The organism is Exiguobacterium sp. SH31, from assembly GCF_001816105.1.
GTDB lineage: Bacteria > Bacillota > Bacilli > Exiguobacteriales > Exiguobacteriaceae > Exiguobacterium > Exiguobacterium aurantiacum_A.
In genome coordinates this window covers 1-25,201 of record NZ_LYTG01000081.1, presented here as the reverse complement: position 1 = coordinate 25,201, position 25,201 = coordinate 1, and the positions used below count along the sequence as shown (strand labels likewise).

24 protein-coding genes and 1 tRNA gene are annotated in these 25,201 nt (G+C 51.2%); 11 read left to right on the top strand and 14 right to left on the bottom strand.

Going from position 1 to position 25,201, the window contains the following annotated elements; genetic code table 11:
* The first annotated feature begins 124 nt into the window (after window positions 1-124).
* The 3 genes from A6395_RS11310 to A6395_RS11300 are packed head-to-tail and all read left to right on the top strand — an operon-like array spanning window position 125 to window position 2,565.
* Complete coding sequence (locus tag A6395_RS11310; protein WP_071399105.1) at window positions 125-361, top strand: FeoA family protein; 237 nt, start codon at window positions 125-127, stop codon at window positions 359-361.
* The gene (feoB, locus tag A6395_RS11305; RefSeq protein ID WP_071399104.1) at window positions 358-2,334 is read left to right on the top strand and encodes a ferrous iron transport protein B; all 1,977 of its coding nucleotides are present in this window, start codon (window positions 358-360) and stop codon (window positions 2,332-2,334) included. The genes A6395_RS11310 and feoB overlap by 4 nt, the downstream gene beginning before the upstream one ends.
* A 15-nt stretch (window positions 2,335-2,349) precedes the next feature.
* A complete protein-coding gene (locus tag A6395_RS11300; protein ID WP_071399103.1) occupies window positions 2,350-2,565 on the top strand; it encodes a FeoB-associated Cys-rich membrane protein in 216 nt (71 codons plus the stop codon).
* A gap of 26 nt (window positions 2,566-2,591) precedes the next feature.
* Here the strand turns inward: A6395_RS11300 and A6395_RS11295 are convergent, their stop codons facing one another.
* The 6 genes from A6395_RS11295 to A6395_RS11270 form a co-directional block, all read right to left on the bottom strand.
* Entirely contained in the window at window positions 2,592-3,296 is a 705-nt protein-coding gene (locus A6395_RS11295; protein ID WP_071399102.1) for a DUF554 domain-containing protein, read from the bottom strand.
* Between the two features lie 158 nt (window positions 3,297-3,454).
* Window positions 3,455-3,527, bottom strand: a tRNA-Val gene (locus A6395_RS11290).
* Between the two features lie 85 nt (window positions 3,528-3,612).
* On the bottom strand, window positions 3,613-4,170 hold the full coding sequence (locus A6395_RS11285; RefSeq protein WP_084813044.1) for a GNAT family N-acetyltransferase: 558 nt from the start codon (window positions 4,168-4,170) through the stop codon (window positions 3,613-3,615).
* 67 nt (window positions 4,171-4,237) lie between these two features.
* Window positions 4,238-4,552, bottom strand: a complete 315-nt coding sequence (locus tag A6395_RS11280) for a DMT family transporter (protein WP_071399101.1) — start codon at window positions 4,550-4,552, stop codon at window positions 4,238-4,240.
* Window positions 4,549-4,878, bottom strand: coding sequence for a DMT family transporter (locus A6395_RS11275; RefSeq protein WP_071399107.1), 330 nt, complete (start codon window positions 4,876-4,878; stop codon window positions 4,549-4,551). Before A6395_RS11275 ends, A6395_RS11280 begins: the two co-directional genes overlap by 4 nt.
* A gap of 11 nt (window positions 4,879-4,889) precedes the next feature.
* The gene (locus A6395_RS11270; protein ID WP_071399100.1) at window positions 4,890-5,468 is read right to left on the bottom strand and encodes a TetR/AcrR family transcriptional regulator; all 579 of its coding nucleotides are present in this window, start codon (window positions 5,466-5,468) and stop codon (window positions 4,890-4,892) included.
* 127 nt (window positions 5,469-5,595) lie between these two features.
* Here A6395_RS11270 and A6395_RS11265 point away from each other — a divergent pair, with 127 nt between their 5' ends.
* Window positions 5,596-6,378 (top strand): alpha/beta hydrolase, encoded by a 783-nt coding sequence (locus tag A6395_RS11265; protein ID WP_071399099.1) that lies wholly within the window; start codon window positions 5,596-5,598, stop codon window positions 6,376-6,378.
* A gap of 54 nt (window positions 6,379-6,432) precedes the next feature.
* On the opposite strand, the gene A6395_RS11260 is transcribed toward A6395_RS11265, so the two are convergent.
* A complete protein-coding gene (locus A6395_RS11260; protein ID WP_070328855.1) occupies window positions 6,433-7,671 on the bottom strand; it encodes an aminopeptidase in 1,239 nt (412 codons plus the stop codon).
* A gap of 114 nt (window positions 7,672-7,785) precedes the next feature.
* Here A6395_RS11260 and A6395_RS11255 point away from each other — a divergent pair, with 114 nt between their 5' ends.
* The 3 genes from A6395_RS11255 (at window position 7,786) to A6395_RS11245 (ending at window position 11,850) form a co-directional block, all read left to right on the top strand.
* The gene (locus tag A6395_RS11255) at window positions 7,786-8,193 is read left to right on the top strand and encodes a YkvA family protein (protein ID WP_071399098.1); all 408 of its coding nucleotides are present in this window, start codon (window positions 7,786-7,788) and stop codon (window positions 8,191-8,193) included.
* 86 nt (window positions 8,194-8,279) lie between these two features.
* Window positions 8,280-9,146: a YitT family protein gene (locus tag A6395_RS11250; protein WP_071399097.1), complete on the top strand. Its 867-nt coding sequence runs from the start codon at window positions 8,280-8,282 to the stop codon at window positions 9,144-9,146.
* A 115-nt stretch (window positions 9,147-9,261) separates the two neighbouring features.
* The gene (locus A6395_RS11245) at window positions 9,262-11,850 is read left to right on the top strand and encodes a putative bifunctional diguanylate cyclase/phosphodiesterase (RefSeq protein WP_233589679.1); all 2,589 of its coding nucleotides are present in this window, start codon (window positions 9,262-9,264) and stop codon (window positions 11,848-11,850) included.
* A gap of 43 nt (window positions 11,851-11,893) precedes the next feature.
* Here the strand turns inward: A6395_RS11245 and A6395_RS11240 are convergent, their stop codons facing one another.
* The gene (locus A6395_RS11240; RefSeq protein WP_071399096.1) at window positions 11,894-13,963 is read right to left on the bottom strand and encodes an alpha-amylase family protein; all 2,070 of its coding nucleotides are present in this window, start codon (window positions 13,961-13,963) and stop codon (window positions 11,894-11,896) included.
* Between the two features lie 168 nt (window positions 13,964-14,131).
* Here A6395_RS11240 and A6395_RS11235 point away from each other — a divergent pair, with 168 nt between their 5' ends.
* Window positions 14,132-14,755, top strand: a complete 624-nt coding sequence (locus tag A6395_RS11235; RefSeq protein WP_233589678.1) for a hypothetical protein — start codon at window positions 14,132-14,134, stop codon at window positions 14,753-14,755.
* A gap of 45 nt (window positions 14,756-14,800) precedes the next feature.
* On the opposite strand, the gene A6395_RS11230 is transcribed toward A6395_RS11235, so the two are convergent.
* Window positions 14,801-16,837 (bottom strand): heavy metal translocating P-type ATPase, encoded by a 2,037-nt coding sequence (locus A6395_RS11230; RefSeq protein ID WP_071399094.1) that lies wholly within the window; start codon window positions 16,835-16,837, stop codon window positions 14,801-14,803.
* 109 nt (window positions 16,838-16,946) lie between these two features.
* Entirely contained in the window at window positions 16,947-17,312 is a 366-nt protein-coding gene (locus A6395_RS11225; RefSeq protein ID WP_070328849.1) for an ArsR/SmtB family transcription factor, read from the bottom strand.
* Between the two features lie 145 nt (window positions 17,313-17,457).
* Here A6395_RS11225 and yhfH point away from each other — a divergent pair, with 145 nt between their 5' ends.
* On the top strand, window positions 17,458-17,619 hold the full coding sequence (yhfH, locus tag A6395_RS15780; protein WP_016509445.1) for a protein YhfH: 162 nt from the start codon (window positions 17,458-17,460) through the stop codon (window positions 17,617-17,619).
* A 29-nt stretch (window positions 17,620-17,648) separates the two neighbouring features.
* Here yhfH and A6395_RS11220 read toward each other — a convergent pair whose 3' ends face one another.
* From A6395_RS11220 to A6395_RS11210, 3 genes are all read right to left on the bottom strand, one after another.
* Window positions 17,649-17,996, bottom strand: a complete 348-nt coding sequence (locus A6395_RS11220) for a fluoride efflux transporter FluC (RefSeq protein ID WP_071399093.1) — start codon at window positions 17,994-17,996, stop codon at window positions 17,649-17,651.
* Window positions 17,996-18,400, bottom strand: a complete 405-nt coding sequence (gene crcB, locus A6395_RS11215; RefSeq protein WP_071399092.1) for a fluoride efflux transporter CrcB — start codon at window positions 18,398-18,400, stop codon at window positions 17,996-17,998. Before crcB ends, A6395_RS11220 begins: the two co-directional genes overlap by 1 nt.
* A 92-nt stretch (window positions 18,401-18,492) precedes the next feature.
* On the bottom strand, window positions 18,493-19,695 hold the full coding sequence (locus tag A6395_RS11210) for an ornithine--oxo-acid transaminase (protein ID WP_071399091.1): 1,203 nt from the start codon (window positions 19,693-19,695) through the stop codon (window positions 18,493-18,495).
* A 157-nt stretch (window positions 19,696-19,852) separates the two neighbouring features.
* Here A6395_RS11210 and A6395_RS11205 point away from each other — a divergent pair, with 157 nt between their 5' ends.
* The gene (locus A6395_RS11205; protein WP_071399090.1) at window positions 19,853-21,895 is read left to right on the top strand and encodes an EAL domain-containing protein; all 2,043 of its coding nucleotides are present in this window, start codon (window positions 19,853-19,855) and stop codon (window positions 21,893-21,895) included.
* A 43-nt stretch (window positions 21,896-21,938) separates the two neighbouring features.
* On the opposite strand, the gene A6395_RS11200 is transcribed toward A6395_RS11205, so the two are convergent.
* Window positions 21,939-23,342: a basic amino acid/polyamine antiporter gene (locus A6395_RS11200; protein ID WP_071399089.1), complete on the bottom strand. Its 1,404-nt coding sequence runs from the start codon at window positions 23,340-23,342 to the stop codon at window positions 21,939-21,941.
* A gap of 225 nt (window positions 23,343-23,567) precedes the next feature.
* On the opposite strand from A6395_RS11200, the gene A6395_RS11195 reads away from it, so the two are divergent.
* The gene (locus A6395_RS11195) at window positions 23,568-25,196 is read left to right on the top strand and encodes a peptide ABC transporter substrate-binding protein (RefSeq protein WP_070328843.1); all 1,629 of its coding nucleotides are present in this window, start codon (window positions 23,568-23,570) and stop codon (window positions 25,194-25,196) included.
* Window positions 25,197-25,201: the final 5 nt, after the last annotated feature.

Below are 25,201 nucleotides of genomic sequence, written 5' to 3'. Positions count from 1 at the left end.
GTTCTCGGACCACTGTTTTTCATAAGTCATAAAATCCACAAATAATCTTGCTTCCCGATAGCAACGTACGTGTTATGCTACCGAATGAGAAGAGTTATCATTTGACTAAAATGGAGAGATCTTAATGAATTCATTACTTGCCATGCCGCTGCATCAACCGGTGCTCATATCTGATTTAACGCGAATTGATGACCGCTTGCGGCGTCGCATGATTGCCTTAGGATTTTATGAAGGTTGCTCCGTACGAATCAAGCGCCGGGCCATCTTTTCCGGACCGCTCACGATTGAACAACTTGAACATCAACAAATGATTGCCATCCGTCGCTGTGACGCTGAACAGATCGGGGTGATCGTCCCGTGACGCAACGGATTGCCTTGATCGGAAACCCGAACACCGGAAAAACGTCTCTATTTAACCGATTGACCGGCTCCTTCGCCCACGTCGGTAACTGGGCAGGTGTCACGATCGAACAGAAAATCGGGCAGCTGCATGGAAACTTTGGACAGTTGATCGACTTGCCCGGTGTCTATGATTTAGACCCGCTATCGGCTGACGAAGCAATCGTCTCGCGATTCCTGTTGCAGGAACCGTTCGATGGGATGATCAATATCATCGATGCCTCGCAGTTCGAACGCAACTTACAATTAACGCTCCAATTGCTCGAAATGGGCCGTCCGCTTCAAATCGGCTTGAACATGGTCGATGTCGCCAAAGGACGGGGCATCCACATCAATTTAGAGCGCTTGAAAGAACGTTTGGACGCGGACTTGTTTCCGATCACAGCGCGTACAGGTGCCGGCTGTGAAGTCCTCCTGTCCTCCCTGCGAACAACCCCACGCGAACCTTTCGTACTCGATTACGGGGAAGAGACCGAACAGGCGATTCAACAAATTCTTGAAGCGACAGGACTGAGTGAGCGCGATCGCTGGATCGCCGTTCAATACTTGGCCGGAAATCGCGTCATTTCAGAACAGCTCGAATCGTCGTCGCGAACCGTCAATGAAATTCGTAAAGCGTTAGAAGTGAAACTCGGACGCTTCGCCCACGCCCATATTACAGAACGCAGACGCGACTGGACGAAAGACGTTCGCCATCACGTCGTCGATCAGCAAGGCGTACACCAAGCCACGGTCACCGACCGCATCGATGCCGTCGTGACACATCCGATCTGGGGCTTACCTATTTTCTTTACAGTACTTTACGCCCTGTTCCACATCACGTTCAACTGGATCGGTGCCCCGTTGTCCGATCTGTTGGATGGATTTTTGTCGGGTCCGGTCACATCCGGAACGAGCTCGTTGTTACAACTCCTCGGGACCTCTTCTTTCATCCAGGCGTTGCTGATTGATGGGGTGATCGCGGGTGTCGGCGGCGTCCTCGTCTTCGTCCCTCAGATTTTCGTGCTCTTTTTCTTTATCTCGTTTTTAGAGGATTCTGGCTATATGGCGCGTGTCGCCATTGTCATGGACCGATTTATGCAACTCGTCGGACTGAACGGGAAAAGTTTCATTCCGATGATCATTGGATTTGGTTGTAACGTCCCGGGCATTATGGCGGCACGGACGGTCGAGGAAGAGCGGGAGCGGCTCGTCACAATTTTCATTTCACCGTTCATGTCGTGCTCGGCGCGTTTGCCAATTTATGCTGTCTTCGCCGCCAGTTTTTTCGCATCAAACCAAGCGCTCGTTGTCTTGTCGCTCTATATGCTCGGGATCGTCCTGGCGTTGATTGCTGCAAAAATATTCACGTCCGTATTGGCGGCGGAAGATCGGAACAGCCTCTTTATCGTTGAACAGCCTCCATATCGTGTCCCCCAAGGGTTGACGCTTTGGCGCAGCACGTGGCAAAAAGCGAAAGGGTTCGTCCGAAAAGCAGGTACGTTCATCTTCGGCGGTTCCGTCTTCATTTGGTTACTCGCCTATTCCGGTCCAGCCGGAATGGACGTCCCGATGAATGAGAGTTTTCTCGCTATGATCGGCGGGGTCGTTGCGACGTTGTTAGTTCCACTCGGTTTCGGGACGTGGCAGGCCGGTGCTTCGCTCATCACAGGTTTTTTAGCGAAAGAAGTCGTCGTATCGACGATGGCGATCATTTATGCGGTCAGCGAATCAGACTTGTCCGCCTCGTTGCTTCCCGTGTTTACGCCGTTGAGCGCATATAGCTTCATGGCGTTCGTCCTCTTGTACGTCCCTTGTCTAGCGACCGTCGCCGTCATTCGGCGTGAAGTGGGCAGCGCCAAGTTAACGTGGGTTGCTAGCCTTTATGGGCTTGGTGTTGCGTACGTCGTATCACTGATGATCTATCAAATCGGTCGTCTGTTCGGATTGGCTTAACAAGGAGGAAAACTTATGTCCTTATTTGATGTATTGATCGGTCTTGCCGTATTCGGGTACGCCGCTTATTCGCTCCATCGCTACACCCGTAAAGCAAAAGCTGGTAAATGCGCCACGTGCGAAATCGCACCGACTTGTACGACATCCTGTGACGCAGCAGACTGGGATCAAATCATTGCGGAAGCACTACATCCTGATCAACCAGTCACAGCCCACAAAAAAACGGATTAGCGCGAAAAAATGCGCTAGTCCGTTTTTCATTGGAGGATATGTAACGTGGTGACAATGATCGCGACCATCAAAATACCGGGCAGCAAGTTGGCGACACGAATCCGGGTGATTCCGACCAGGTTTAACCCGATGGCGACGATCATGACGCCGCCGGTCGCCGTCATCTCCAAAATAAAGTCATCCATGAGCGACTCCGGAATAAACTTCATGATCTGGATGGCGAGCAACGCGATTGCCCCTTGGTACAACAAGACCGGCACGGCCGAGAACATGACGCCGATGCCGAGCGTCGAACTGAGCACGAGCGCCGTGAAACCGTCAATCAACCCTTTTGTATAGAGGACGTCATGGTCCCCGCGCAGGCCACTGTCGAGCGCCCCGATGACGGCCATCGCCCCGATCACAAAGATGAGCGTCGCCGTGATGAAGCCTTCCGCGATGCTCGACTTACTTTTCCCACCGAGACGCCGTTCCAACTGATAGCCGATCTCGTTCAACTTCTCGTCGAGCTTCCACCATTCGCCGAGCGCGGCTCCGATGACGAGACTGCCGATGACGATTAAAAAATTCTCACTCTTCATGCCCATCTGCACACCAAGCACGACGACGGCGAGACCGATGGCAGCCGTGACCGTCTCTTTCATCCGCTCGGGGATTCGGTGAAACAACAACCCGAGTAATGTGCCGACCACGATCAAGGCCGCATTGACGATTGTTCCGGTTAATACCATCGTATAATTCCCCGTTTCTGTATGTATTGAGAGGAATATACCAACTGTTTATGTGGGCTGTCAATTAAAAGAATACACAAAAAAAGCCACTTCTCGTAAGAAGTGGCTGCGCGGAAACCCACGTTCCTATGGGTTTCGCATCGGGTTTGGCACCCAAGTGATTCTGACTGGGCTCGAACCAGCGACCTCTACCCTGTCAAGGTAGCGCTCTCCCAGCTGAGCTACAGAATCAGGTCGTGTCCTCTCTTTAGGACACTATTAATATATCAAGAAACTAATGCCTTGGCAACTGTTTTTTAAAACTTTTTTATTTTTTTCACCGTGTCATTTCTTCCCGTTTCATGTGACGACATAGACGTTCCAAATCACCGGCATACACGGACACGATCATGCCTCCGTGTTCGGTGTCACGGTCCCAATGCAACCCATTCGCTTTGGCGACTCGCTGTGACGGCACGTTGTCCGGGTGAATGAGCGAGATGATGTCTTTCTCGCCGTCCTCGAACGCATGTTGCATGAGACGCGCGGCCGCTTCCCGACCGTAGCCCATGTGCCAGTGCTTCGGTGCCAGCCAATAACCGACCTCGAGCTCGATGTTGCCATCAAGTTCATGCAAGAGCGTCCCGGCATGGCCGATCGGCTCATCGCTTTGATGTGTCATCAGCTTGAGGAGTCCGGTCTGTCGGCCCGTCGTATAGCGGGCCAACTGTCTCTCGAACCATTCGATTGTCTGTTCATCCGTATATGGCTTGCCGTCCGGACTGATGAAGCGCATCACCCGCGGATCTTGGAGTAACGATTTTACGAAATAGAAATCGGAGATTGTATAAGGTTCAAGCCGTAGACGTTCTGATTGCAACTCGACAAGATTCATCTTTCCCGCCCCTTTCTTTCACAGTCTGAACTATTCAATTCCCGTTTCTATCTCATTTCAATCCTATTCACGCCACGACTTTCAACCCGATAACGCTCCCGATAATGAGAATTAAAAAGAAGACACGCCAGCGATCCCTTGACTCGTTCAAGTACAACATACCGAGAATCACTCCACCCGCCGCGCCGATCCCGACCCAAATCGAGTAGGCGAGCCCGAGTGGCAACGTCTCGAGCGAACGTGACAATAAATAAAAACTTAGTGCAAACGTCGTGATCGAAAGAAGCGACCATTTTAAAATCTGATAGCCTTTTGATTTTCCCATGAAGAAAACAGCAAGCATCTCAGCGAGCCCAGCCCCGATTAAAAATGTCCAACTCATGCCGAATCACCTCCTGTCACTTGCTTCAAACCGACCACCCCGATGAGGAGCGTCGCGATAAACAACAGCTTCATTCCCGTCATCGTCTCATCAAATAAAATATTTCCAACGATGACCGTCCCGACGGCGCCAATACCCGTAAAAACGGCGTACCCGGTGCCAGCTGGCAACACACGGAACGACATCGCCAACAAGCCAAAACTGACAATCAATAACACGATGGTCACGACGGTCGGTCCTAATACGGTAAACCCGTTCGACAATTTCATCGTCGTCGCCCAAACAATTTCAAGAAGTCCGGCGAGCACGAGCCACAACCAAGCCATTTGTTCCTTTTTCATGTCCACCCGACTCCTTTCTTGAAAATTTTAAATGCCGCATGCTGTCGTTGCGCTCGATTCGTTGCAAACGAAAAGAGTGAAAGCAACGCCCCGTCCAAAAAGCAATAGTACGCGTCATATACGTCGTCGAGCGATTGTTCCGGTAAATCGCCACGCTCCATCGCCAAACGGAACTGCTCTTTCTCAAACGCCTGGAGCTCGGTCTCGACCGACCCGATCGTCGTCTCGATGAAGACGCGCAGCTCAGGAGGCGGTACGAGCAGCATTCGCTTCGTCAACATCCACGTCTCTTCTTCTTCGAAGAAATGAATCAGCGCTTCAACGATTGCCTCGATCCGTTCGAGCGGTGCCGCATCATTTGACTCGTCCCGCGCTTGTGACCAAGCATGCTGGTAACGCTCGGCCATCTGTTCGACGACTTGTTTGAACAGCTGTTCTTTTCCTTCGATGTGCGCATATAAAGATGCTTTCTTAATCCCGACATCTTCGGCGAGCGCCGCCAAAGACAGTCCTTCATATCCTTCGAGTGCGAACCGGCGTCTGGCAGCTTGTTCAATCCGTTGTTTCGTGGTCATTTGCGATCTACCCCTTTCATCTCCCCTCACTTTACCTAACGAATGGTAGGTAGTCAAACTTCCGGATTGAGTTTTTGTACGGACAACGCCAAAATGAGAAGAGACCGTCAGAGGAAGGAATGATTGTATGATCGAACAGTTTAGTTTCACCTTGCCGACCGAGACGATACGAGGCCGAAAACGAATCGTCCGCGTCTACCGCCCCGACTTCGCTCGTACCGACGAGGTGTTGCCCGTGCTCTATATGCATGACGGCCAAAACGTCTTCGACGGCAAGACCGCGACAATCGGGGAAGGTTGGGCAATCGACCGCCATCTCGACGATTTGCAACTGCCGCTCATGGTCGTCGCCATCGCGAGCGCTCCCGATTGGCTCGACCGATACGATGAGTACTCATTTTATGAAGACGAGATGCTTTATAAACGCATCGGACCTGAACTCGCTAAGACCCGACCGACACTCGGCGGCAAGGGGCGCCTGTATGCCGACTGGCTCATGCAGGAGCTGAAGCCGTGGATTGACGCCCGCTACGCGACCGATCCGGATGATGTCGGTGTGATGGGCAGTTCGATGGGCGGCGTCATCTCGCTCTATATGATGGCGACGTATCCGGCAATCCGTCGTGTCGGTTCGCTGTCGACGGCCGCCTGGTCCAACCTCGACTCGCTCATTCGCGAACTGAAACAAGCCGACCTGTCCGCCCGACTCTATATGGATATCGGCACGAACGAGACGAGCGGTCCGATCACACCGGAAGACTATTTATATACGAACGCGAAACTCGTCGAGACGATCGCTCGGACCGGTATCGCCTTCCGCTATGAAGTCGAGCCCGGGGCGGTCCACAACGAGATTGCGTGGCGGCGGCGGTTACCGAACGCGCTCGCATTCCTGTATGAACTCTCATGACATGAAAAGACGCAAAGGCGGTCGCCTTTACGTCTTTTCAACTATCTTTTTCTATTAGATGACCCAGTTCCCATCACGCATGATCGCTTCGCGTGTTCCATCCTCGAGCTCACCATCGATATTCATTTCGGCCGAACCGATCATGAAGTCGACGTGTGTCATCGAGTCGTTCGCGCCATTCTCAGCGAGTTCTTCGGGCGACATCGTCGGTCCGCCTTCAAGGCATGTCGAGTAGGCACGTCCGAGCGCCAAGTGGCACGATGCGTTCTCATCGAACAACGTGTTGTAGAAGAGGAGTCCCGAGTTCGAGATCGGCGAATCATCCGGCACGAGCGCAACTTCTCCGATGCGGCGTGCCCCTTCATCAAGGTTCAACAGTTCATCGAGTGCTGCCTGCCCTTGTTTCGCTTCCGCTTTCACGACTTTTCCGCCTTCGAACCAAAGCGTGAACCCGTCGATCAAGTTCCCGCTGTAGCTGAGCGGCTTCGTGCTCGACACGTGTCCTTCGACCGCATCTTTATCGGCGAGCGTGAACACTTCCTCCGTCGGCATGTTGGCGATGAAGTCGACGCCGTCCATGTTCGGACCACCGCCACCGAGGAAGACGTGCTTCTTCGGAAGACCGATCGTCAATTCCGTGCCTGGTGCTTTGTAGTGAAGTTTCGCGTATTTCTTGTCCGTCAACAGCTGCGCCCGTGAACGCAACGCTTGATCGTGCTCGTCCCAGGCGGCAACGACATCGTCTTGGTCCATTCGCGTTGCTGCGAAAATCGCTCTCCACAGGGCCGGAACCGCATCTTCACGGTCTGGGAATACTTTTTTCGCCCATGCTTCAGATGCACCGGCCACGATTGACCAGCTGACATTATCACTCATGACATACTTACGCCATTTTGCGAGCGCGACACCAGACGCCCGGTTCGAGTCGGCGATGCGTGATGATTCGACACCGTTCAGCGCGTCGGGATCGTCGCTGACGATCGACAAGAATGCCGTCTTCTCTTCCGCGAGTTGCTCGAATCGTGCTTTGAGCCACTCTGGGAACTCCTTGAACGCTTCAGTCGGTGCGTTGAAGTAACGCACTTTCGTCGTCTCTTCATCGCTCCAGTTGACGTACACTTGTTTCGCTCCGGCCGCGTAGGCTGCTTTCACGATTTGGCGGACGAGCGGTGCTTGGCTAATATCGGCTCGGACTTCGAGCTGTTGACCCGGTTGAATGTTGACACCTTTTTTGACAGCAAGCTCGGCATAGCGGGCAAATTCTGCCTCGGTCGGTAAAGTTACAGTAGACATATGTACAGTTCCTCCTTTTTCACTTATTTCTATTTTCTTAAATTTTCGGAAAAGTTGCAACCAAATCGCAAAAACGGGCATATTAGTAGATGTAGAGAGAAGGAGGAGAAAAACATGTCAGATTGGAAAACGACTTATTCACACTTTTTAAACAACGCCCAAACCGACTTCACCGAGAACGAAAAGCTAGGTGACTTATTAGTCCAAGGAGAACTCGCCCTAGCAAAAGTCACGGTCGACGTCGCCTCAAACGAAATCAGCGACATCGAACGAGAAGAGGAACTCACACTATACTTCCAAATGAAACAACTGCTTAACATGCTGCGTGCCGTCTACAACGCCCAGTTCGAGATGCAGCCCGACAAGCAACACGCTCTCGTCGCGGCCGTGCTCTATTTCGTCTCACCGTTCGACGCAATCCCGGACGACGCCCCGCTCGGACTGTTTGACGACGCTCAAGTCATCGACTACGTCCACGAACAGCTAGCGAGTGATATCGACCGTTTCCATAACGAGTTATAATCGTTCAAGACTTGAAATTCCGGCGTCATCGGAGTACGCTTGCATGAGTTCATTCAAAGGAGGCGTATGGCGCCTTAGCCACTCATATGTACGCAAAATCACGTAAACGGATTGCCGTCGAGACTGTCTTGTTTATCATCGCCGGAACAATCCTACAATCTATCTTTGTCGGTCTGTTACTCAAACCGAATGAAATCGGATCCGGTGGGATTGTCGGAATCACGCTCATCGTCAACGAGCTGTTCGGCACACCAATCGGACTCACCCAGCTAGTGCTAAATATCCCGCTCTTCATCATCGGGATCAAATATCTCGGGAGACGATTCATTCTCATGACAGGACTCGTCGTCATATTGTCATCGATTTTAATCGACGCGCTGCCTGTCCTCATTCCACCGACGCCGCTCGACGATCCGCTCGTCGCGTCCGTCTTCAGCGGTATCGTCTCAGGACTCGGTTTGGCACTTTTGTTATTTGCCGGGGCGTCGACAGGCGGACTCGATATTTTAGGGAAAGTCATCTTCATGAACAACCGCAACTTATCGCTCCCGAAAATCTTTTTGACCCAAGACATTATCGTCTATATCCTCGTGTTCATCACGTTCGATATTAAAGCGGTCATGTATGCGCTCGTCCTCAGTTTTGTCCGGTCGCGGACGTTGTTGACGATCCATCGCTTCTTCTCCGCCCAAAAACAGTGTTTCATCATCTGTAAAAAAGCGGACGAGATCAACTTGGTCATCAAACAGAACTTGAAGCGTGGGGTCACCATCATGGATGCGACCGGCGGCTATTCGAACGACGCGAAAAAAATGCTATACGTCGTCGTTCAAAACAACGAGATTCCAAAGTTGCGTCAAATCGTCTCAGACATTGATTCCGAGGCGTTTGTCACTGTCTCAGAAATCGACTCGATTGTCGGTAACTTTAAAGAACATTCGTATACACTCTGATCGACAGCATCGTGCTGTCGATTTTTTTGTGTAATAAATACTCGAACGGTCCGATAATAAGGATGAGCCTCAGAGACATATACAGAAGGAGGTGCATGAGTTGTCTAGCCACACTTTGCGCCAATCAGTCCCCGCGCTTCTCGTCGGGACGTTTTTTATCGGTTTATTCGTTATCTTATTCAGCCCTTATGCGTTAAGGGAGACGAGCTTGTTCGTCTACTTTATGATCATCGCACTCGTCGCCACCGTGGTAAGCGGGAGTGCCGTATTGCGCCATCACGGGATGCGCCGCTATATCTATCTTCTCATTAGCGCCGGCAACGTCTGTTTCATCGCTTATTTGGTGGGACACCGCTTTACCACGGCGATGTCGATTGACATGATGCTGTTCGTTCAAAACTTCTTTTATTTGATTATGGCCCTCATCGTCATCACCCAATCGATTGAAATTAGAACGTTGAAGTTGCGCACGTTTGATGTGTTCGCACTGCTCAGCTTTTTGATTGTCGGTGCGTTGCATATCTTCTTTTACACAAGGAACGGCGGCCAGTATGTCACGAATTTGAACGGCTTTGAAGAACAGATGGTGCTGATCAGCCTTTACATGGTGCTCGGTTTCTTATATTTGAATCGCATCGTGACATCCGGGCAAGGCTTCCGCGTGATGCTCCTCATCGGGATTCTCGGTTTTACCATCGCCTCGATCATCAATGAGCTGCAGTTGTTCACCGGTATCGGCCATGAGCTTCTCCATTTACTTCAAGTCATCAGCATTCTCATCATTTCAATCAGTTATTTGTTTGATGAATCGACAGAAGACGTCCTCGCCCATGATTCTGTGCTTGATTACGTCATCTACAGTACGATTGTCATGTTGTACATGCTCGCATCAGACCGACTGCTCGGCACCTCGATCATCGACTCGATGATTGCGAACGCGGTGTTGCTGTTGCTCATCCGTCAATTCGTTGTTGCTAAGCAGAACGCACTCATTAGCCATCGGTTACATACCGTCAATACAGACCTCGAAGTCGCGGTCACGACGAAAGCCCACGAGCTCGAACTCCGTGAACAACAGTACCGCTCACTGTTCGCGTATCACGCAGAACCCATCTTTTTGTTCGACCTTGACGGCGAAGTGTTGTCTGTCAACGAAGCAGGGAGCTCTGTCCTCGGTCATGACACCGAGACGCTCATCGGATCAAATATTTTAGACATCATCGAACAAACGGATCGATCCGCCTATACGAACGTGTTACGTGACCTTACGAACGGACGTCCACAAACATTAGACGTCAATGTCGTGACAGAAGATGGTTCGGCACGCGTTTGGCAATTGATGAACATCCCGATGATCATTGATGGGGAAGTCGAAGGCATCTATGCCATCGTCAAAGACATCACGCAAATGATCGTCCAACAAGAACAGATCCTTTATCAGGCTAACCATGATAGCTTGACCGGGCTGCATAACCGTTACGCGCTGCAAGAACAGATCGAGCGCCTGATCACGGACGGCCGACCGTTCACACTCATGTTCTCCGACCTCGACGGGTTCAAAGAAATCAATGACCAGTTCGGCCATCATATGGGTGATCAGTTGCTGCAGCACATCGGTAAACGTCTACGCAGCGCCTTGTTGCCAAACGAATATGCCGGACGACTTGGAGGCGATGAATTCATCGTCGTCGCCGAACACAATGATGATGAAATTCTCGTTGAACGTTTACGTCGTCTCGTTTATCGTCCTCCTTATTTCATGGCCGGGAACCTCGTCGAAATTCATGCTTCAATCGGAATCGTCCGTTATCCGGAGCACGGCACGACGCTGAAGCACCTCTTATCGAACGCTGATTTGGCCATGTATAAGGCAAAAGACAAAGGACGCGATGAGACCGTTATTTTCGCTCCTGCGCTTCGCGTCGATAAGGAAGAACGAAAATTGTTGATGGAAGGACTTGATATGGCGCTCGAGAAAGGTGAAATCTCACTTTATCTCCAGCCACAGGTCGATGCCTCGACGAAGGCGATCATCGGCGCCGAGGCACTCATGCGTTGGCAACGCGACGGCAAGTTCATCCCGCCGAGCGAATTCATTCCGATTGCCGAAGAGACCGGTCATATTCATGACCTCGGTCGTTGGATGATTCATGAGACGTTCCAACTGATGTACGCGTTTGAACAAGGCGACATCGATTTGCCAAAACTATCGGTCAACTTGTCGGTCCGGCAATTGTTCGATGAACACTTGATCGATTATTTGACGACGTTGTTCGAACGCTTCCCGATCGAACCGAGCCGCTTGAACTTCGAGTTGACCGAAACGGTCGCGGCGCACCAGTCAGACCGCGTCTTAAATCGAATTCTCGAGTTAAAGGCACTCGGTATCAAACTATCGATCGACGATTTCGGGACCGGCTACAGCTCACTCGCCTATCTCGTCCGCTATCCGATTGACGAGTTAAAGATCCCGCGGGAGTTCACGATGCAGCTAGAAGAAAATCGCGAGTATCAAACCGTGACCGCGACCATCGTCGCCATGGCACGACAACTTGGGATGGCTCTCGTCGCTGAAGGCGTCGAGACCGAATACCAAGAGACGTTCCTTCGTCGGATCGGTTGCAACTCGATGCAAGGGTATCGTTACGCGAAACCGATGCCGCTCGACGAGTTCGTCATCTATTACATGAAACAAAACGCTTGAACAGACAAACGCCTCGGGTCCACTTACGGATCCGAGGCGTTGCTTATTTCATTTCATAGATTTTGACTTCGCCCGGCATCAAATCGACCCAAAGGTCCCAGTTGTCGTCGAACGAATGCTCGGCGTACGGCCATGAGTTCGGTGAGTACACCATCTCGGCGAAACGACTCGCGTTCCAGTTCCGGCGACGCACCCCATCGAGCGGCACCTTACCTTGCAGGTGCTCTTGCATATTCGTGTTGGCGACGATGAGCAACGTCTCGTTCGTATCTGCCCGTAACCAAGCCAGACCGATGAACGGCGCCCCCCTATCCGTCATCGTGAGCGGTTCGAAGTGACTCGGGTCGACGAGAGCGTCGAGCCAACGGCGGCGAACTTCCGCCACTTGATGCATAAGTTCGACCATTTCAGTCCGCTCAGGATGATCCCAATGGAACTGATACGCGTCGAAGAAAGCAAGTTTCCCGAAATATGGATCAGTCGGGAACAACTGATACGCCTCTTCCGGTCGGCAATCGAGACCGGTATTCATCGGCTGCGTCTCATACAGTTCAAGCCCCGAGTTCGTCAATGGCACCCCGTTCGGCATGAAGCCGTTCAGTACGGTGAGCAAGCGACTCGCCTGGCGTCCGCCGTCTCGCGTCGCAATCCGGCGTGTATCGGCTGTCTCACCAGCCGCAAATACCGGCAACGGCAAGAAACGTGAGTCGTAGATGAATTGATGGGTGTCATGCGTGTCAAAACGCGGCTCTTTATAGAACCCGTATCCGATGATCATATTATAGCCGGCCTCACGCGCCGCAAAAGCCCCGACTTCGATCAGTTCTTCGGCGATGAAACTGAAGTTCGAATCGAGTTGACGCGGCTCTGTCAAGATGCGCTGGGCGAGATCGACCGGCAAAGCGTGTCCCATGTCGATTCGGGCACCGTCAATCCCATATTCGCGTTGATAATGCGGAATGATGTCGGCTAACATCGTCCAGAGCGGTTCGTTGATCTCGTCACCCCGGAACTGGTTCGACTTGATCGAGTCGAACAAAATATATGGGGCCAGACCAGCCTCGCCGACATAAGGGGCAGCGGCTGTCGGATGGTCGAGGAACAAGCGGAAGTACGTGACGTCCGACCACGGCGGTTGCGGATCGTTGATACAGTCCGAGAACGCCGGAGCGGTCGTCAAACCGAACTCACGCTCGATGACGGCAAGCAAGTTTTCTTCTGGATGCTCGATCAAGTAAGCTTTCACCGTCTCCCACTTGGCAGCATCGACGAGATTAGGCGCCATCGAAAAGCGGCGGAGATGGTGCCAAACGTCCTCAGATCCATAGATCATCGGCAGGAATGCATGCTCAGGCTTCACGTTTTCTCCGATTCCCGGAACGTGAGGCGGGTGATAGTAATCGAGTTCCGCAACCGGGATCCAGTAGAACCATTCCGGATTTTCTAAAATGAGACGGTTATCGCGGGCGCACGTGCGAGGAATGACATCGATGACGACACGGATGCCCACCATATGACACGCCTCGACGAAAGCGGCGAACTCTTCCTCGACCGTCAATCCGTCCCCTGTCAATGTCTCTTTTAGTTCTTCGTCGATGGCAAAGAAATCTTGGACAGCGTATGGGGAACCGAACTCACCTTTCTTATTTTTATGACTGTGCTGCGAGATCGGCAATAAAAATAACGTGTCGATCCCCATGTATAACAAGTGCGGCAACAGAGCCAGCGTTTTCACGAACGTGCCGGTATCTTTCATGCCTTGAGAGTTGTCCATCTCGACGTAGCCTGACCCGTCATGGTCCCACGACGTCGAGGTCCGGACTTGCATCGAGTAAACCGAGGAGCGCTTAATCCAGTCTCCCCCTGTCTCGAGGTGCCCGTCCGCTTGTGCGACCGACTGACGATAATCACGCCCGTTGACAGCGTGCGGAAGAATGCCTCGTTCAATCGTATCGATTAAAAAGTCGTACGGGTTCACCCGCTCGACACCGTCGCGCACCGGTTCTGCCGGAAATCGCATCCGGTTCCACAAGGTCGGGATTTCATATTGAAGATTGGTCCGTTTTGTTTTTAAGACCTGATGTAACTTGTTTAACGACGAGTTCTCTGGCATATTTACTCTCCTTATGAATGAAATCGTTCCATTGTCCATTGTAAGCGATAACAAGAAACGCCATACTATGTATTTAACTCTTTACCCGGTTTTTCCTTTTCCAAAAAAATATTTTATGCTGAAACCCGAAAAATATTGTACGATTATCTTCATAAAGGAGAGATGAACATGTCCCAACGAAAGTGGCTGTTGCTGCTCGCCTCATTGTCCGTATTAATCGTCCTCGTCATCGCCAGTTTCATCGTTCAACTGCGAAATACGACTGACCAAATCGATACCATTCACGAGAAACGATTCGATTCATATGAAGCAATTGAAGAAATCATGTACTACAATATCGAACGTGCCAACGCTATCCGCGGTCTCCTCGCCTACGAGGACCGCCGCTTTTTAGAAGCCTATTACAGCATGTCCCAACGTACGAAAGAGTTGAAGGAATCTATCACGAGTGATCCGAGAACGCCAAGTTCGTTCCTCGACTTACTGCATCGGGACGGCATTTGGGAACAAGAAGCCGACCGCGTCCTCGTCATGTACGAGAGCGGTGACATCGAACAAGCGACGGCGACGGCCGAGTCGATGACCGATCAACGGCAGACGATACTAGAAGATTTAAGAGCTTTGAAACAGATGCAATACAACGATATCCGGAAAGAGCTCGTATCCACTCAAAATCAAATCGATATCGTCATTCAAGCACTGTACTCCATCGTTTTCTTACTCGTAGCGGTCCTCATCATCCTCGTGTTCATGATTTTCAAAACACGTCAAAAAAAGACCGATCACAACTGACCGGTCTCAAGCATTCGCCAAACTTCAAGCTCGCTTGAAGTTTTTTTAGTTGGAGCGGATCAAGCGAGTCGCATTGCCGATGGCGAGCAACGCGACGCCGACGTCTGCGAACACCGCTTCCCACATCGATGCGAGTCCGAGCACGCCGAGCAGGAGGAACAGCGCCTTCATCCCGAATGCGAGGACGATATTTTGCCACACGATCCGCTTCGTCCGCTGACTTAGCTCAATCGCCGCAACGACATCGCTCGGGGCGTCATTCATGAGCACAAGATCTGCCGCCGTCACTGCGGCATCACTCCCGATTCCACCCATGACGAGTCCAACATCCGCACGGGCGAGCGCTGCCGCATCGTTCAAACCGTCGCCTACGAACGCGACTTTCCCTCGCGCAGCCAACTTCTCCACTTCCTCGACTTTCTGGTGGGGAAGTAACTCACTTTTCACTTCATCGATTCCGATTTTCAAACCGACCGACGTCGCAACTTCATCCCGGTCCCCTGTCAACATGACCGTGTGGTAGCCGAGGCGTTTTAGTGCGGCAACAGTTGCTGCGGCATCCTCTTTCACCGTATCCATCAGTTCAATCCGCCCGAGCCAGCGGTCATTTCTCATGACGTGGACGCTTGTGCCCATTTGTTCATCTTGAATCGAATGTCCTAACTTCCGCATGAATCGCGCACTTCCGACATAGATTGTATCCGTGCTATCTGTCGCTGCCAGACCGTAGCCCGGGTCTTCGGTAATATTCGCAAACGCGGTCGTCTTGCTCGCCTTCGCCACGATTGCTTTTGCCAACGGATGCGTCGATGCCATCTCAACACGGGCAGCGAGCGTTAACAACTCCGCTTCTGTCACGTCTCCGTTCGTCGTCACGTCCGTCACTTCAAAGCGACCGGTCGTGAGCGTTCCTGTCTTGTCAAAAATGACCGTCTTCACTTCGGCGAGCACGTCTAAATACTCGCCGCCTTTGACCAAAATCCCTCGTTTAGAACCAGCCCCGATCCCGCCGAAATAACCTAACGGAATTGAAATGACGAGTGCGCACGGGCAACTGATGACGAGGAAAATTAAGGCGCGATACACCCACTCCTCTAAATTCCCAACGAAAAGAGGTGGGATGAACGCAACGATTGCTGCTAAAACGACGACAATCGGCGTATACACTCGGGCTAAGCGTGTGATCATCTGCTCTGTCTTCGCTTTGTTCGAGCTTGCCTGTTCGACAAGCGCAATCATCTTTTGCAAACTCGACTCCGTCGCTGAGCGTTTGACGCGCACTTCAAGCCGGCCTTCTAAATTGACCATTCCGGCGAGCACTTCATCGTGCGGTCCGACTTGACGAGGAACCGATTCGCCCGTCAAAGATGCCGTATCGAGTGAACTCGATCCAGTCACGACGCTCCCGTCCATCGGAACTTGTTCGCCGGCACGGACGATGATGACCGAGCCGATTGCCACTTCTTCGGGACGCCGCTCGAACTCACCGTCCGGACCGAGCACACGTGCCATCGTCGGTTTCATATTCAATAATGACTGAATCGACCGACGCGACGCATGGACGGCGCGTCCTTGGAAGTATTCGCCGAGTTGATAAAATAGCATGACGGCGACCGCTTCCGGATATTCTCGAATTGCGAACGCCCCAATCGTCGCAATCGTCATTAAAAACTTCTCATCAAACCATTCGCGATGCCATACGTTTCGGACTGCCGCATAGACGACATCATAGCCAGCGACCGCATAAGCAACCACGTATAACGGCAGTGATTCAGTCAAGAGCGCGAGCACAAGCAGGCTGAGGGCGATACCAAAGCGCCACAACAAATGGTTCGGTGCTTGCTCGATTTGATCAGTTTTCACGAAATGCGCACCCGGTTCAATCCGCCCCATCGTCTCTTCAATTGAACGGAGCGTCGTTTCACGCTCGGCCGGATCAATCCATTCGATGATCATTCGGCTCGTCGCAAAGTCGATTTGACAGGATGCGACACCGGTCTGATCCGAGACGCTTTTCTCGATCTTCGCCGCACAATTTGTACAAGTTATACCTTCGACTGGTAAGACGTCACGTAATTCCATAGCTCATCCTCCCATTTCATTCAAACGTCGATTTGAATATATCGTAACGCTGATTGGAAGAGAACACAATAAAAAGAAGTGTCTACTGTGTTGTCGCAGTAGACACTTCTCAAAGACCTGATTGCTGTTCGGCACTGTGCGCCATCGCGATTTCGACAAGAAGGCGGACGTGCTCGTCATCTAATGAGTAATAAACAACTTTCCCATCTTTACGATATTTTACGAGCCCTTGATCGAGAAGCGTCCGTAAATGATGCGATGCGGTTGCGTTCGAGTGTCCGATCACGGCGGCGACGTCACAGACACATAATTCTTGCTCGAGCGTCAAGACGTACAGCACTTTCAGTCTCGTCGGATCAGCGAACGCCTTAAACAACCGACTGACTCGGTTCGCATCCAATCGCACAAGCGCCTGTTGCAATACAGCCACGTCTTCACTTTGGATGGCGATTGTTTCGCATTGTGGTGCCTTCATCCGTGTCACCTCATTTCGTATAATTTCATTTTAGCAAATCCAAAAAGAAAAATCTGTTATAGATTATAATTGACTTAAACACAACTGTTATAATACAATGAATACAACTTAACAAACGCACGCATACTTAAAGGAGGCGCTTTATATGAATGAATGGGCAAGCCGACTCGAATCGTCAGTCGAATTTTATCGGAAATTACCAGATAAGACGTGTCAAGAATGCGGACAACATATGGATGAGCAGTGTGAGTCTTATGAAAACACATGCGCATCATGTGCTGAAAAGCTTCAACTCGCTGAACAATAAACAATCCCTCGGAGTTTCCGAGGGATTGTTTATTGTCCAAATTGGTAGCCGAGGTAGGCGGCAATTAAACCGAAGACATACGTCGCCAGTAAGTATAAACCAAAGCGAACCCAATCTTTCGACACGAACCGCATGACTTCAAGTTTGAACGTCGAGAACGTCGTGAACGAACCGAGGAATCCGACGCCGATCCCGAGTCCCACCACTGAGGGTACAGGGGCCGCATACAAATATCCGAGCCAAAACGATCCGGTCACGTTCACGAACAAAGTCGCCCAAGGAAAGACCGACGTCGTCCATACTTTAACGAGCTGACCAATCCCGAAACGGGCCATCGCCCCGAAAAAAGCACCGATCATCACTGTCACAACAGTCATCACGCCTCCCCCTCTCGCTTCACAAAACGCCGGAATCGTCTTCTTCCTAGTTTATAGCCTAACCACGAGCTGAACAGGCCGAGGACGATGCTCAGTGTCACATAGGTGAGCGCTCCGACCAGGTCCCCTGACTCAATCATCACAATCGTCTCGACACTGAACGTCGAGAACGTCGTGAACGAACCGATAAATCCTGTACCGACCGCCGTAATGACCATCGGTGAGAACTTTCCGGTCTGAAATAAGTAATGGGTGAGCCAACCGAGCACGAAACTGCCAATCAAGTTGACGGTGAGCGTCCCTAGCGGAAATGTACCTGTCCACAACGTATGCATCCCTATACCGACCCCATACCTTGCAAGCGCTCCAAGCGCTCCTGCTAAACCAACGTAAACGTAGAGCACGACCGTTCCTCCTTACGAAAAGACACCTGCCGCGAAAACATCGCCCGGCAGGTGTCTGCATTTCTTCTCAAATTATAACAAGCCCTCTTGCATTATGAAATAGGAGTCGGTGCGAATACAGCCTCGATTGCCGTGAACGCCTCATCGAGTTCTTCTTTCGTGATGACAAGCGGTGGTGCGAGTCGAATGACCGTCTCGTGTGTCTCCTTGCAGAGCAAGCCCCGCTCTTTAAGCGCCTCACAATAAGGACGAGCCGCTTCCGTCAACTCGATCCCGATGAATAGGCCGCGGCCCCGCACTTCTTTAATGCGTGGGTTGTCGATTGACTTTAAACGGTCCATAAAGTACGCCCCGAGTTCGAGCGAACGCTCCGGAAGCTGTTCTTCTTCAAGCACCTCGAGCGCAGCAATCGATACCGCCGCCGCGAGCGGGTTCCCCCCGAACGTCGACCCGTGCGATCCTGGATTGAACACTTGGAGGACGCTTTCGTTAGCAGCCACACACGATACCGGGAAGACACCGCCACCGAGTGCTTTTCCGAGGATATACATATCGGGATCGACGCCCTCCCATTCGATCGCGAACCATTTTCCGGAGCGGCCAAGACCTGACTGAATCTCGTCTGCGATGAACAACACGTTGTTCGCCTTACACAATTCAGCCGCTCGCTTCAAGTAACCCGCCGGCGGGATGATGATACCCGCTTCCCCTTGAATCGGTTCAACGATGAACGCCGCCGTGTTCTCCGTGATTGCGGCCTCGAACGCGTCGATGTCTCCGTACGGCACGACTTTGAAGCCTGGGAGGAGCGGTCCGAAACCGCGCTGATAGTCCGCTTCTGTCGACATCGACACAGCCGCCATCGTCCGTCCATGGAAATTGCCGGTGCAGACGATAATCTCGGCTTGCCCTGGAATTTGTTTGACCTCATAGGCCCAGCGCCGTGATGCCTTGACCGCGGTTTCGACCGCTTCGGCACCGGTGTTCATCGGTAACACCATTTCTTTATTTGTAAGCGCTGCCACTTTTTTGTAGAAGCGACCGAGCTGATCGTTGTAGAAAGCACGTGACGTCAACGTGATCTTGTCGGCCTGATCTTTTAACGCTTGAATGATTTTCGGATGACAATGCCCCTGGTTGACAGCCGAATACGCACTCAACATATCCATGTAACGATTCCCTTCCGGATCCGTCACCCAAATCCCCTTCGCCTCCGAGATGACGATTGGAAGCGGATGATAATTGTGCGCCCCGAATTTCTCTGTCAATTCAATCACTTCTTGTGTTTTTGACATTTGATTTCCCCCTTATGAAAAGAACTACCTTACTCCTTCAGTATATGATGACCGTCTTTCTTTTGACAACGACGAACTTGCCCGTTCCTTGGGTTGGGAAAATAAGGTACACTGAACGTATAGTATGACTTATTTGATGTAGATTGGAGGAATTTGTGTGACTTCATTGCGTGATTTGCCGATTGATACGTTCATCGATGCCCTATCGATCCCATGCTGTTACATCGATTTTGACGGCACCGTCCTTCTTTGGAACGAACAAGCGGAGACCCTGTTCGGTTGGGAGCGTGACGAGGTACTTCACCACGCATTACCCGTCGTCCAACATTTAGAGCAGGCGCTTGAAACGTGGTCACCATTGCTCCTTCAATATCCATTCTCGACGACTGCATTGACGGCGTTTAAACATAAAAACGGCTCGGTCGTCTATGCGACCGCTTACTTACAAACTTTTTCGATCAACGACGTCAACGGCTATTTTTTAGCCTTCCTACCGAAAGGCTTCGGTCCGCTCATCAGCACCGAGCAGTTCAACCTGCTCCACCACTTCCAAGCGATGATCGAGCATTCGACTTATTATTTGGCAGCCAACGATCGTGGCGAGATCACTGAGATCAATCCGCTGTTGTGCGACTTGATCGGGGCACCTGACCAACAATTCATCGGTCGTAACTGGTTCGAGCTCATTCACCCATCCTTTGAAGATGATCCGATTGCGGGTGTGGTACGTCAAGCGCTCACGACCGATCAAATTTGGAACGGCGAGATGCCGATTCGATCGCAACGACATGTGACGAACATCTGCTGGCTCAACTTGACGATTGTACCGATTTTAAGTGAAGACGGCGAAATCGCCCAGTACACGGCGTTTGGTTTCGACGTGTCTGATAAAAAACGTCTCGAACAAGAAGTGAACTACCTCGCCTATCACAACGATTTGACCGGGCTGTTAAATAAAAAAGGGCTCTTGCGCCAATATGCGCACTCACTTACTGACGTGAAAGAACATAACGGGTTGTTGCACGTCGCCCTCTTCGATATCGACCGGTTCAAAATTATCAACGAGTCGTTCGGTTCACGCGTCGGTAATGAACTGTTGCTTCAAATTAAAGACCGGGCTGAACGCTTCCTGCCCCAGTCGAGTGTCATGTTCCATCCTTCGGGCGGCTTGTACGGCATTCTTTTCTTTGAACAATCAAAAGAAGAAGTGTTCCAGCTGCTTCGTCAACTGCAACACGAACTGCAACGACCGTTCCGGATTTACCATCATTCGATCATGTTATCAATCTCGATCGGTTGCGTGTTCTATCCGTCGGCCACTAATTCGTTGGACGAGCTGTACACCCGAGCCGAGAGCGCTTTGTTCAAAGGCAAGCGCATCGGTGTCGGGACGATCCAATTCGTCACGAAAGACATGGACGATGCGTTCTCAAGACAAATCCATATCGAAAAAGCGCTGTACCAAGCGCTCGAAGAAAAACATTTTTATCTCGAATACCAACCGAAGTTCGACTTGAAAACGGATAAGCTGATTGGATTTGAGGCGTTACTGCGCTGGCATCACGACCAACTCGGGCAAATCCCGCCTTCGGAGTTCATCCCGCTCGCTGAAGAGATGGCGCTGATCGTCCCGATCAACAACTGGGTCATTCTTGAGGCCACCAAGCAACTGAAGGCGTGGCAACCGCTCGTCAATCATCCTCTATCGATGGCGGTCAATATTTCACCGAATCAGTTCCGCAGTGAGAGTTTCATCAACACGCTCCGAAATATCAAGCAACAACTCGACTTGAACCCGTCCGACGTCATCCTCGAGATCACGGAAAGTCTCGTCATGCAACAGACGGAGGAAACCATCGCTCGGATGAATCAAATCAAACGGCTCGATTACCGCCTGTCGATCGACGACTTTGGAACCGGCTTCTCGTCGCTTCAATACTTGAAATCGTTCCCGGTCGACGAGCTGAAGATCGACAAGGTCTTTCTTGACGACTGGATGACGTCGAAGTCTCACTTGCTCGATGTCATCGTCCATCTCGGCAAGAGTTTGAATCTTCACGTCGTCGCCGAAGGTGTCGAAGATCAAATCATGCTCGACCATTTAAAAGAGACCGATTGCGACTCGTTCCAAGGATTCTTATACGCCAAACCAATGGCACCCGACCAAGTCGTCCGATTGCTCACGAATAACGAGATATAAAACATCACCGGTCGTCGACGATGACGACCGGTGATGTTTTTAGTTAAAGGCTAATCGTAGCAGTCCATAGTCCGTACACACCATAAGTCGCCGCGAGGATGATGACAGCAGCGATCGCATACTGGATCCCGCTTAGGAACTTCCGTCCTTGCTCCCGTTCCGCGAGCATGAAGACGAAGATTCCCGGCGCGTACAAAATCATCGCGATGAGCATGTATTCAATCCCGGATGCATAGAGCAACCAAGCGGCATAAGCAGACGCGAGGATAGAAACGAGAACCATTTTCTGAACCCCCGTCCGTCGTGCCTCTTTCCAGCCGAACAAGGCCGAGAACAAGTAAGGCACGAGCGCGGCGATACCGGCGATGCTCGAGAGCACTAAGTACGTCTGTTCCGAGAACAAGGCGACGACTGTGACCACTTGCGTGAACGCTTGCGTAATGAACAAAGCGCTCACAGGCGTATCATTTCGGTTGACCCGATTGAACAATTTCGGAAAGACACCGTCCCGGCTCGCCACGTAGGAGATCTCTGTCGCTAAAATCGTCCACCCGAGCAACGCCCCAGCGAGCGACACGAGCAGACCGATATTGATGATCGTCGCACCGACCGGACCGACGACCGCTTCGAGCACGTACGCCATCGACGGTTCCGGGAGCGCCGTGAGTTGTTCTTGCGTCATGACGCCGAACGAGAAGATTGAAATCATCATGTAAATCAACAGCGTCCCGATGAGTCCGATCACCGTCGCCCGACCGACATCGCGCTTATTACGCGCCCGTGACGATAAGACGACCGCCCCTTCAATACCGACAAACGCCCAAAGTGTCACGAGCATCGTCGATTTCACTTGGGGAAACACATGCGACCAACTGAACCCGGACTCGCCCCAAACATCAATTTGGAACGTCTCGATCTGAAACGCAAACAAAATGAGCACGATGAACAAGAAAATCGGGACGAGCTTCGCGATCGTCGTGACGATGTTCAAGAGCGCCGCCTCCTTCATCCCTCGAGAGATGAGCCAGAACAACCCCCAAATGAAGAACGCGCTCATCACTAACCGGAACGATCGATGCTCTGCTGAAAAAATCGGGAAAAAGTAACTGAGCGTGCTAAAAATCAGCGTGATGTTCGCTACCGTCCCAATCCAAGCGGACATCCAATAACCCCAGCCACTATTGAATCCGACGAACTTCCCGAATCCTTCTTTGGCGTAGGCATAAATCCCACCCTCAAGTTCAGGACGTGAATCCGCCAAAAATTGGAATACGAACGCCAGCATAATCATACCGACACCTGTGATCGTCCAACCGATCATCACTGATCCGACCCCCGCACCTTGGGCCATCGCGCCTGGTAAGTTAAAAGCTCCTCCGCCAATCATCGTCCCGATGACCATGGCAGCAAGCCCGAAAAAGCCGATTCCGGCTGATTGTGACTTCATTTAAAAACCTCCAAAACACACTCAACTTTTATCGAATAACTATACACACATAGTGTATAAACATCCGATGATTTTCTCATTCTACTGAATAAAGGAACGTTTAGATAGTTGTTTCAGTAATGTTTATATTTTCGGATAATTTAAAAAATTTTATTGCGCATTCATTCTGTTTGTAGTTTAATTGCAATATATTCGAAACAATCAGAATTTTCGGGAGGTAAGACAATGCGGAATAAAAAATGGTTAGCTTTATCGGGTGTCGCTTTGCTTGCTACAGCAGCGTGTGGCGGTGGAGAAGAGGCAACAGATTCGTCGGATGGATCGTCATCAAGTGACGCGAAAAAAGAAGTCACGCTCGTTTCGGCAACTGATTTGCCACAGCTTGATCCGACACTCACGACCGACTCGACATCAATCATCGTGACGAATAACGTCTTCGAGGGACTGTATCGTCTTGATGAAAACAACCAACCAGTACCAGGTATTGCTGAGGACGTCGAGATTTCGGAAGACGGTCTTACATACACATTTAAATTACGTGACGCCAACTGGTCAGACGGCTCACCAGTAACGGCTGAAGACTTCGTCTACTCTTGGAAACGTGCCCTCAACCCTGAAACGGGTGCCGAGTACGCATACATCCTTCAAGACTTGAAGAACGCCAACAAAATCCTCGGCGGCGAAGCTGAACTCGATTCACTCGGTGCGAAAGCAGTCGATGAGAAGACGCTTGAAGTTCAATTGGAAGCACCGGCTCCATACTTCCTCGGGTTGACAGGATTCCCGACGTACATGCCGCAAAAACAAGAGTTCGTCGAAGAACAAGGCGAGTCGTTCGCGACGGCCGTCGATAAAACGCTCTACAACGGCCCTTACGTACTTGATAGCTGGCAAGACAACGAAGGTTGGGTTTATAAAAAGAACCCGGATTACTGGGATGCTGAAAACGTCAAGATGGACACGATCAACGTCAAAGTCGTCAAAGAAGTCGCGACCGGCGTCAACTTGTTCGAGTCAGGTGAAGTCGACTATACACTCTTATCTTCTGAATTCGTTCCACAATTCCAAGAAGCAGAAGAGTTTAAAACACGTGCTGACGCACGGATCAACTTCCTTCGTTTCAACCAAAAGAATGAAGCACTCCAAAACGTGAATATTCGTGAAGCGTTGGCGAAAGGTTTCGACAAGCAAGGCGTGACTGACGTCATCTTGACAGACGGTTCACAGCCGGCCAACTTCATCGTCGCTAAAGACTTTACGTTCACGGAAGACGGAGCTGACTTCCGCGAGAAGTATCCTGATCTTCAAAGCTACAACGTCGACGAAGCGAAAGCTGCCTGGGATAAAGGACTTGCCGAGCTCGGCGTCGAGACGATCGAACTCGAGTTCCTCTCACGTGATGAAGAAGCGTTCAAGAAAGTCAACGAGTACATCAAAGGTGAACTCGAGAAGAACTTGCCTGGACTCACACTTAACATCAAACAACAGCCGTTCAAAAACTTCCTCGAGCTTGAAGGTGCAGGCGACTATGATATCTCTGCTGCCGGCTGGGGCCCTGACTATCAGGATCCAATGACGTACCTCGACATGTGGATCACAGACGGTCCGTTCAACCGGATGGCGTACTCGAACGATGAGTACGATCAGTTGATCCAAAGCGCGAAGAAAGAAGCTGATCAAATGAAGCGTTGGGAGACGATGCAAGAAGCTGAACGCATCCTACTCGAAGACGACTTCGCGATCGCACCGATCTACCAAAAAGGTGAAGCTTACCTCGAGCGCTCAAACATTCAAAACATGTACCGCCATCCGTTCGGAGCTGACGCTAGCTTCAAGTGGTTGGACGTTAACTAAAAAAC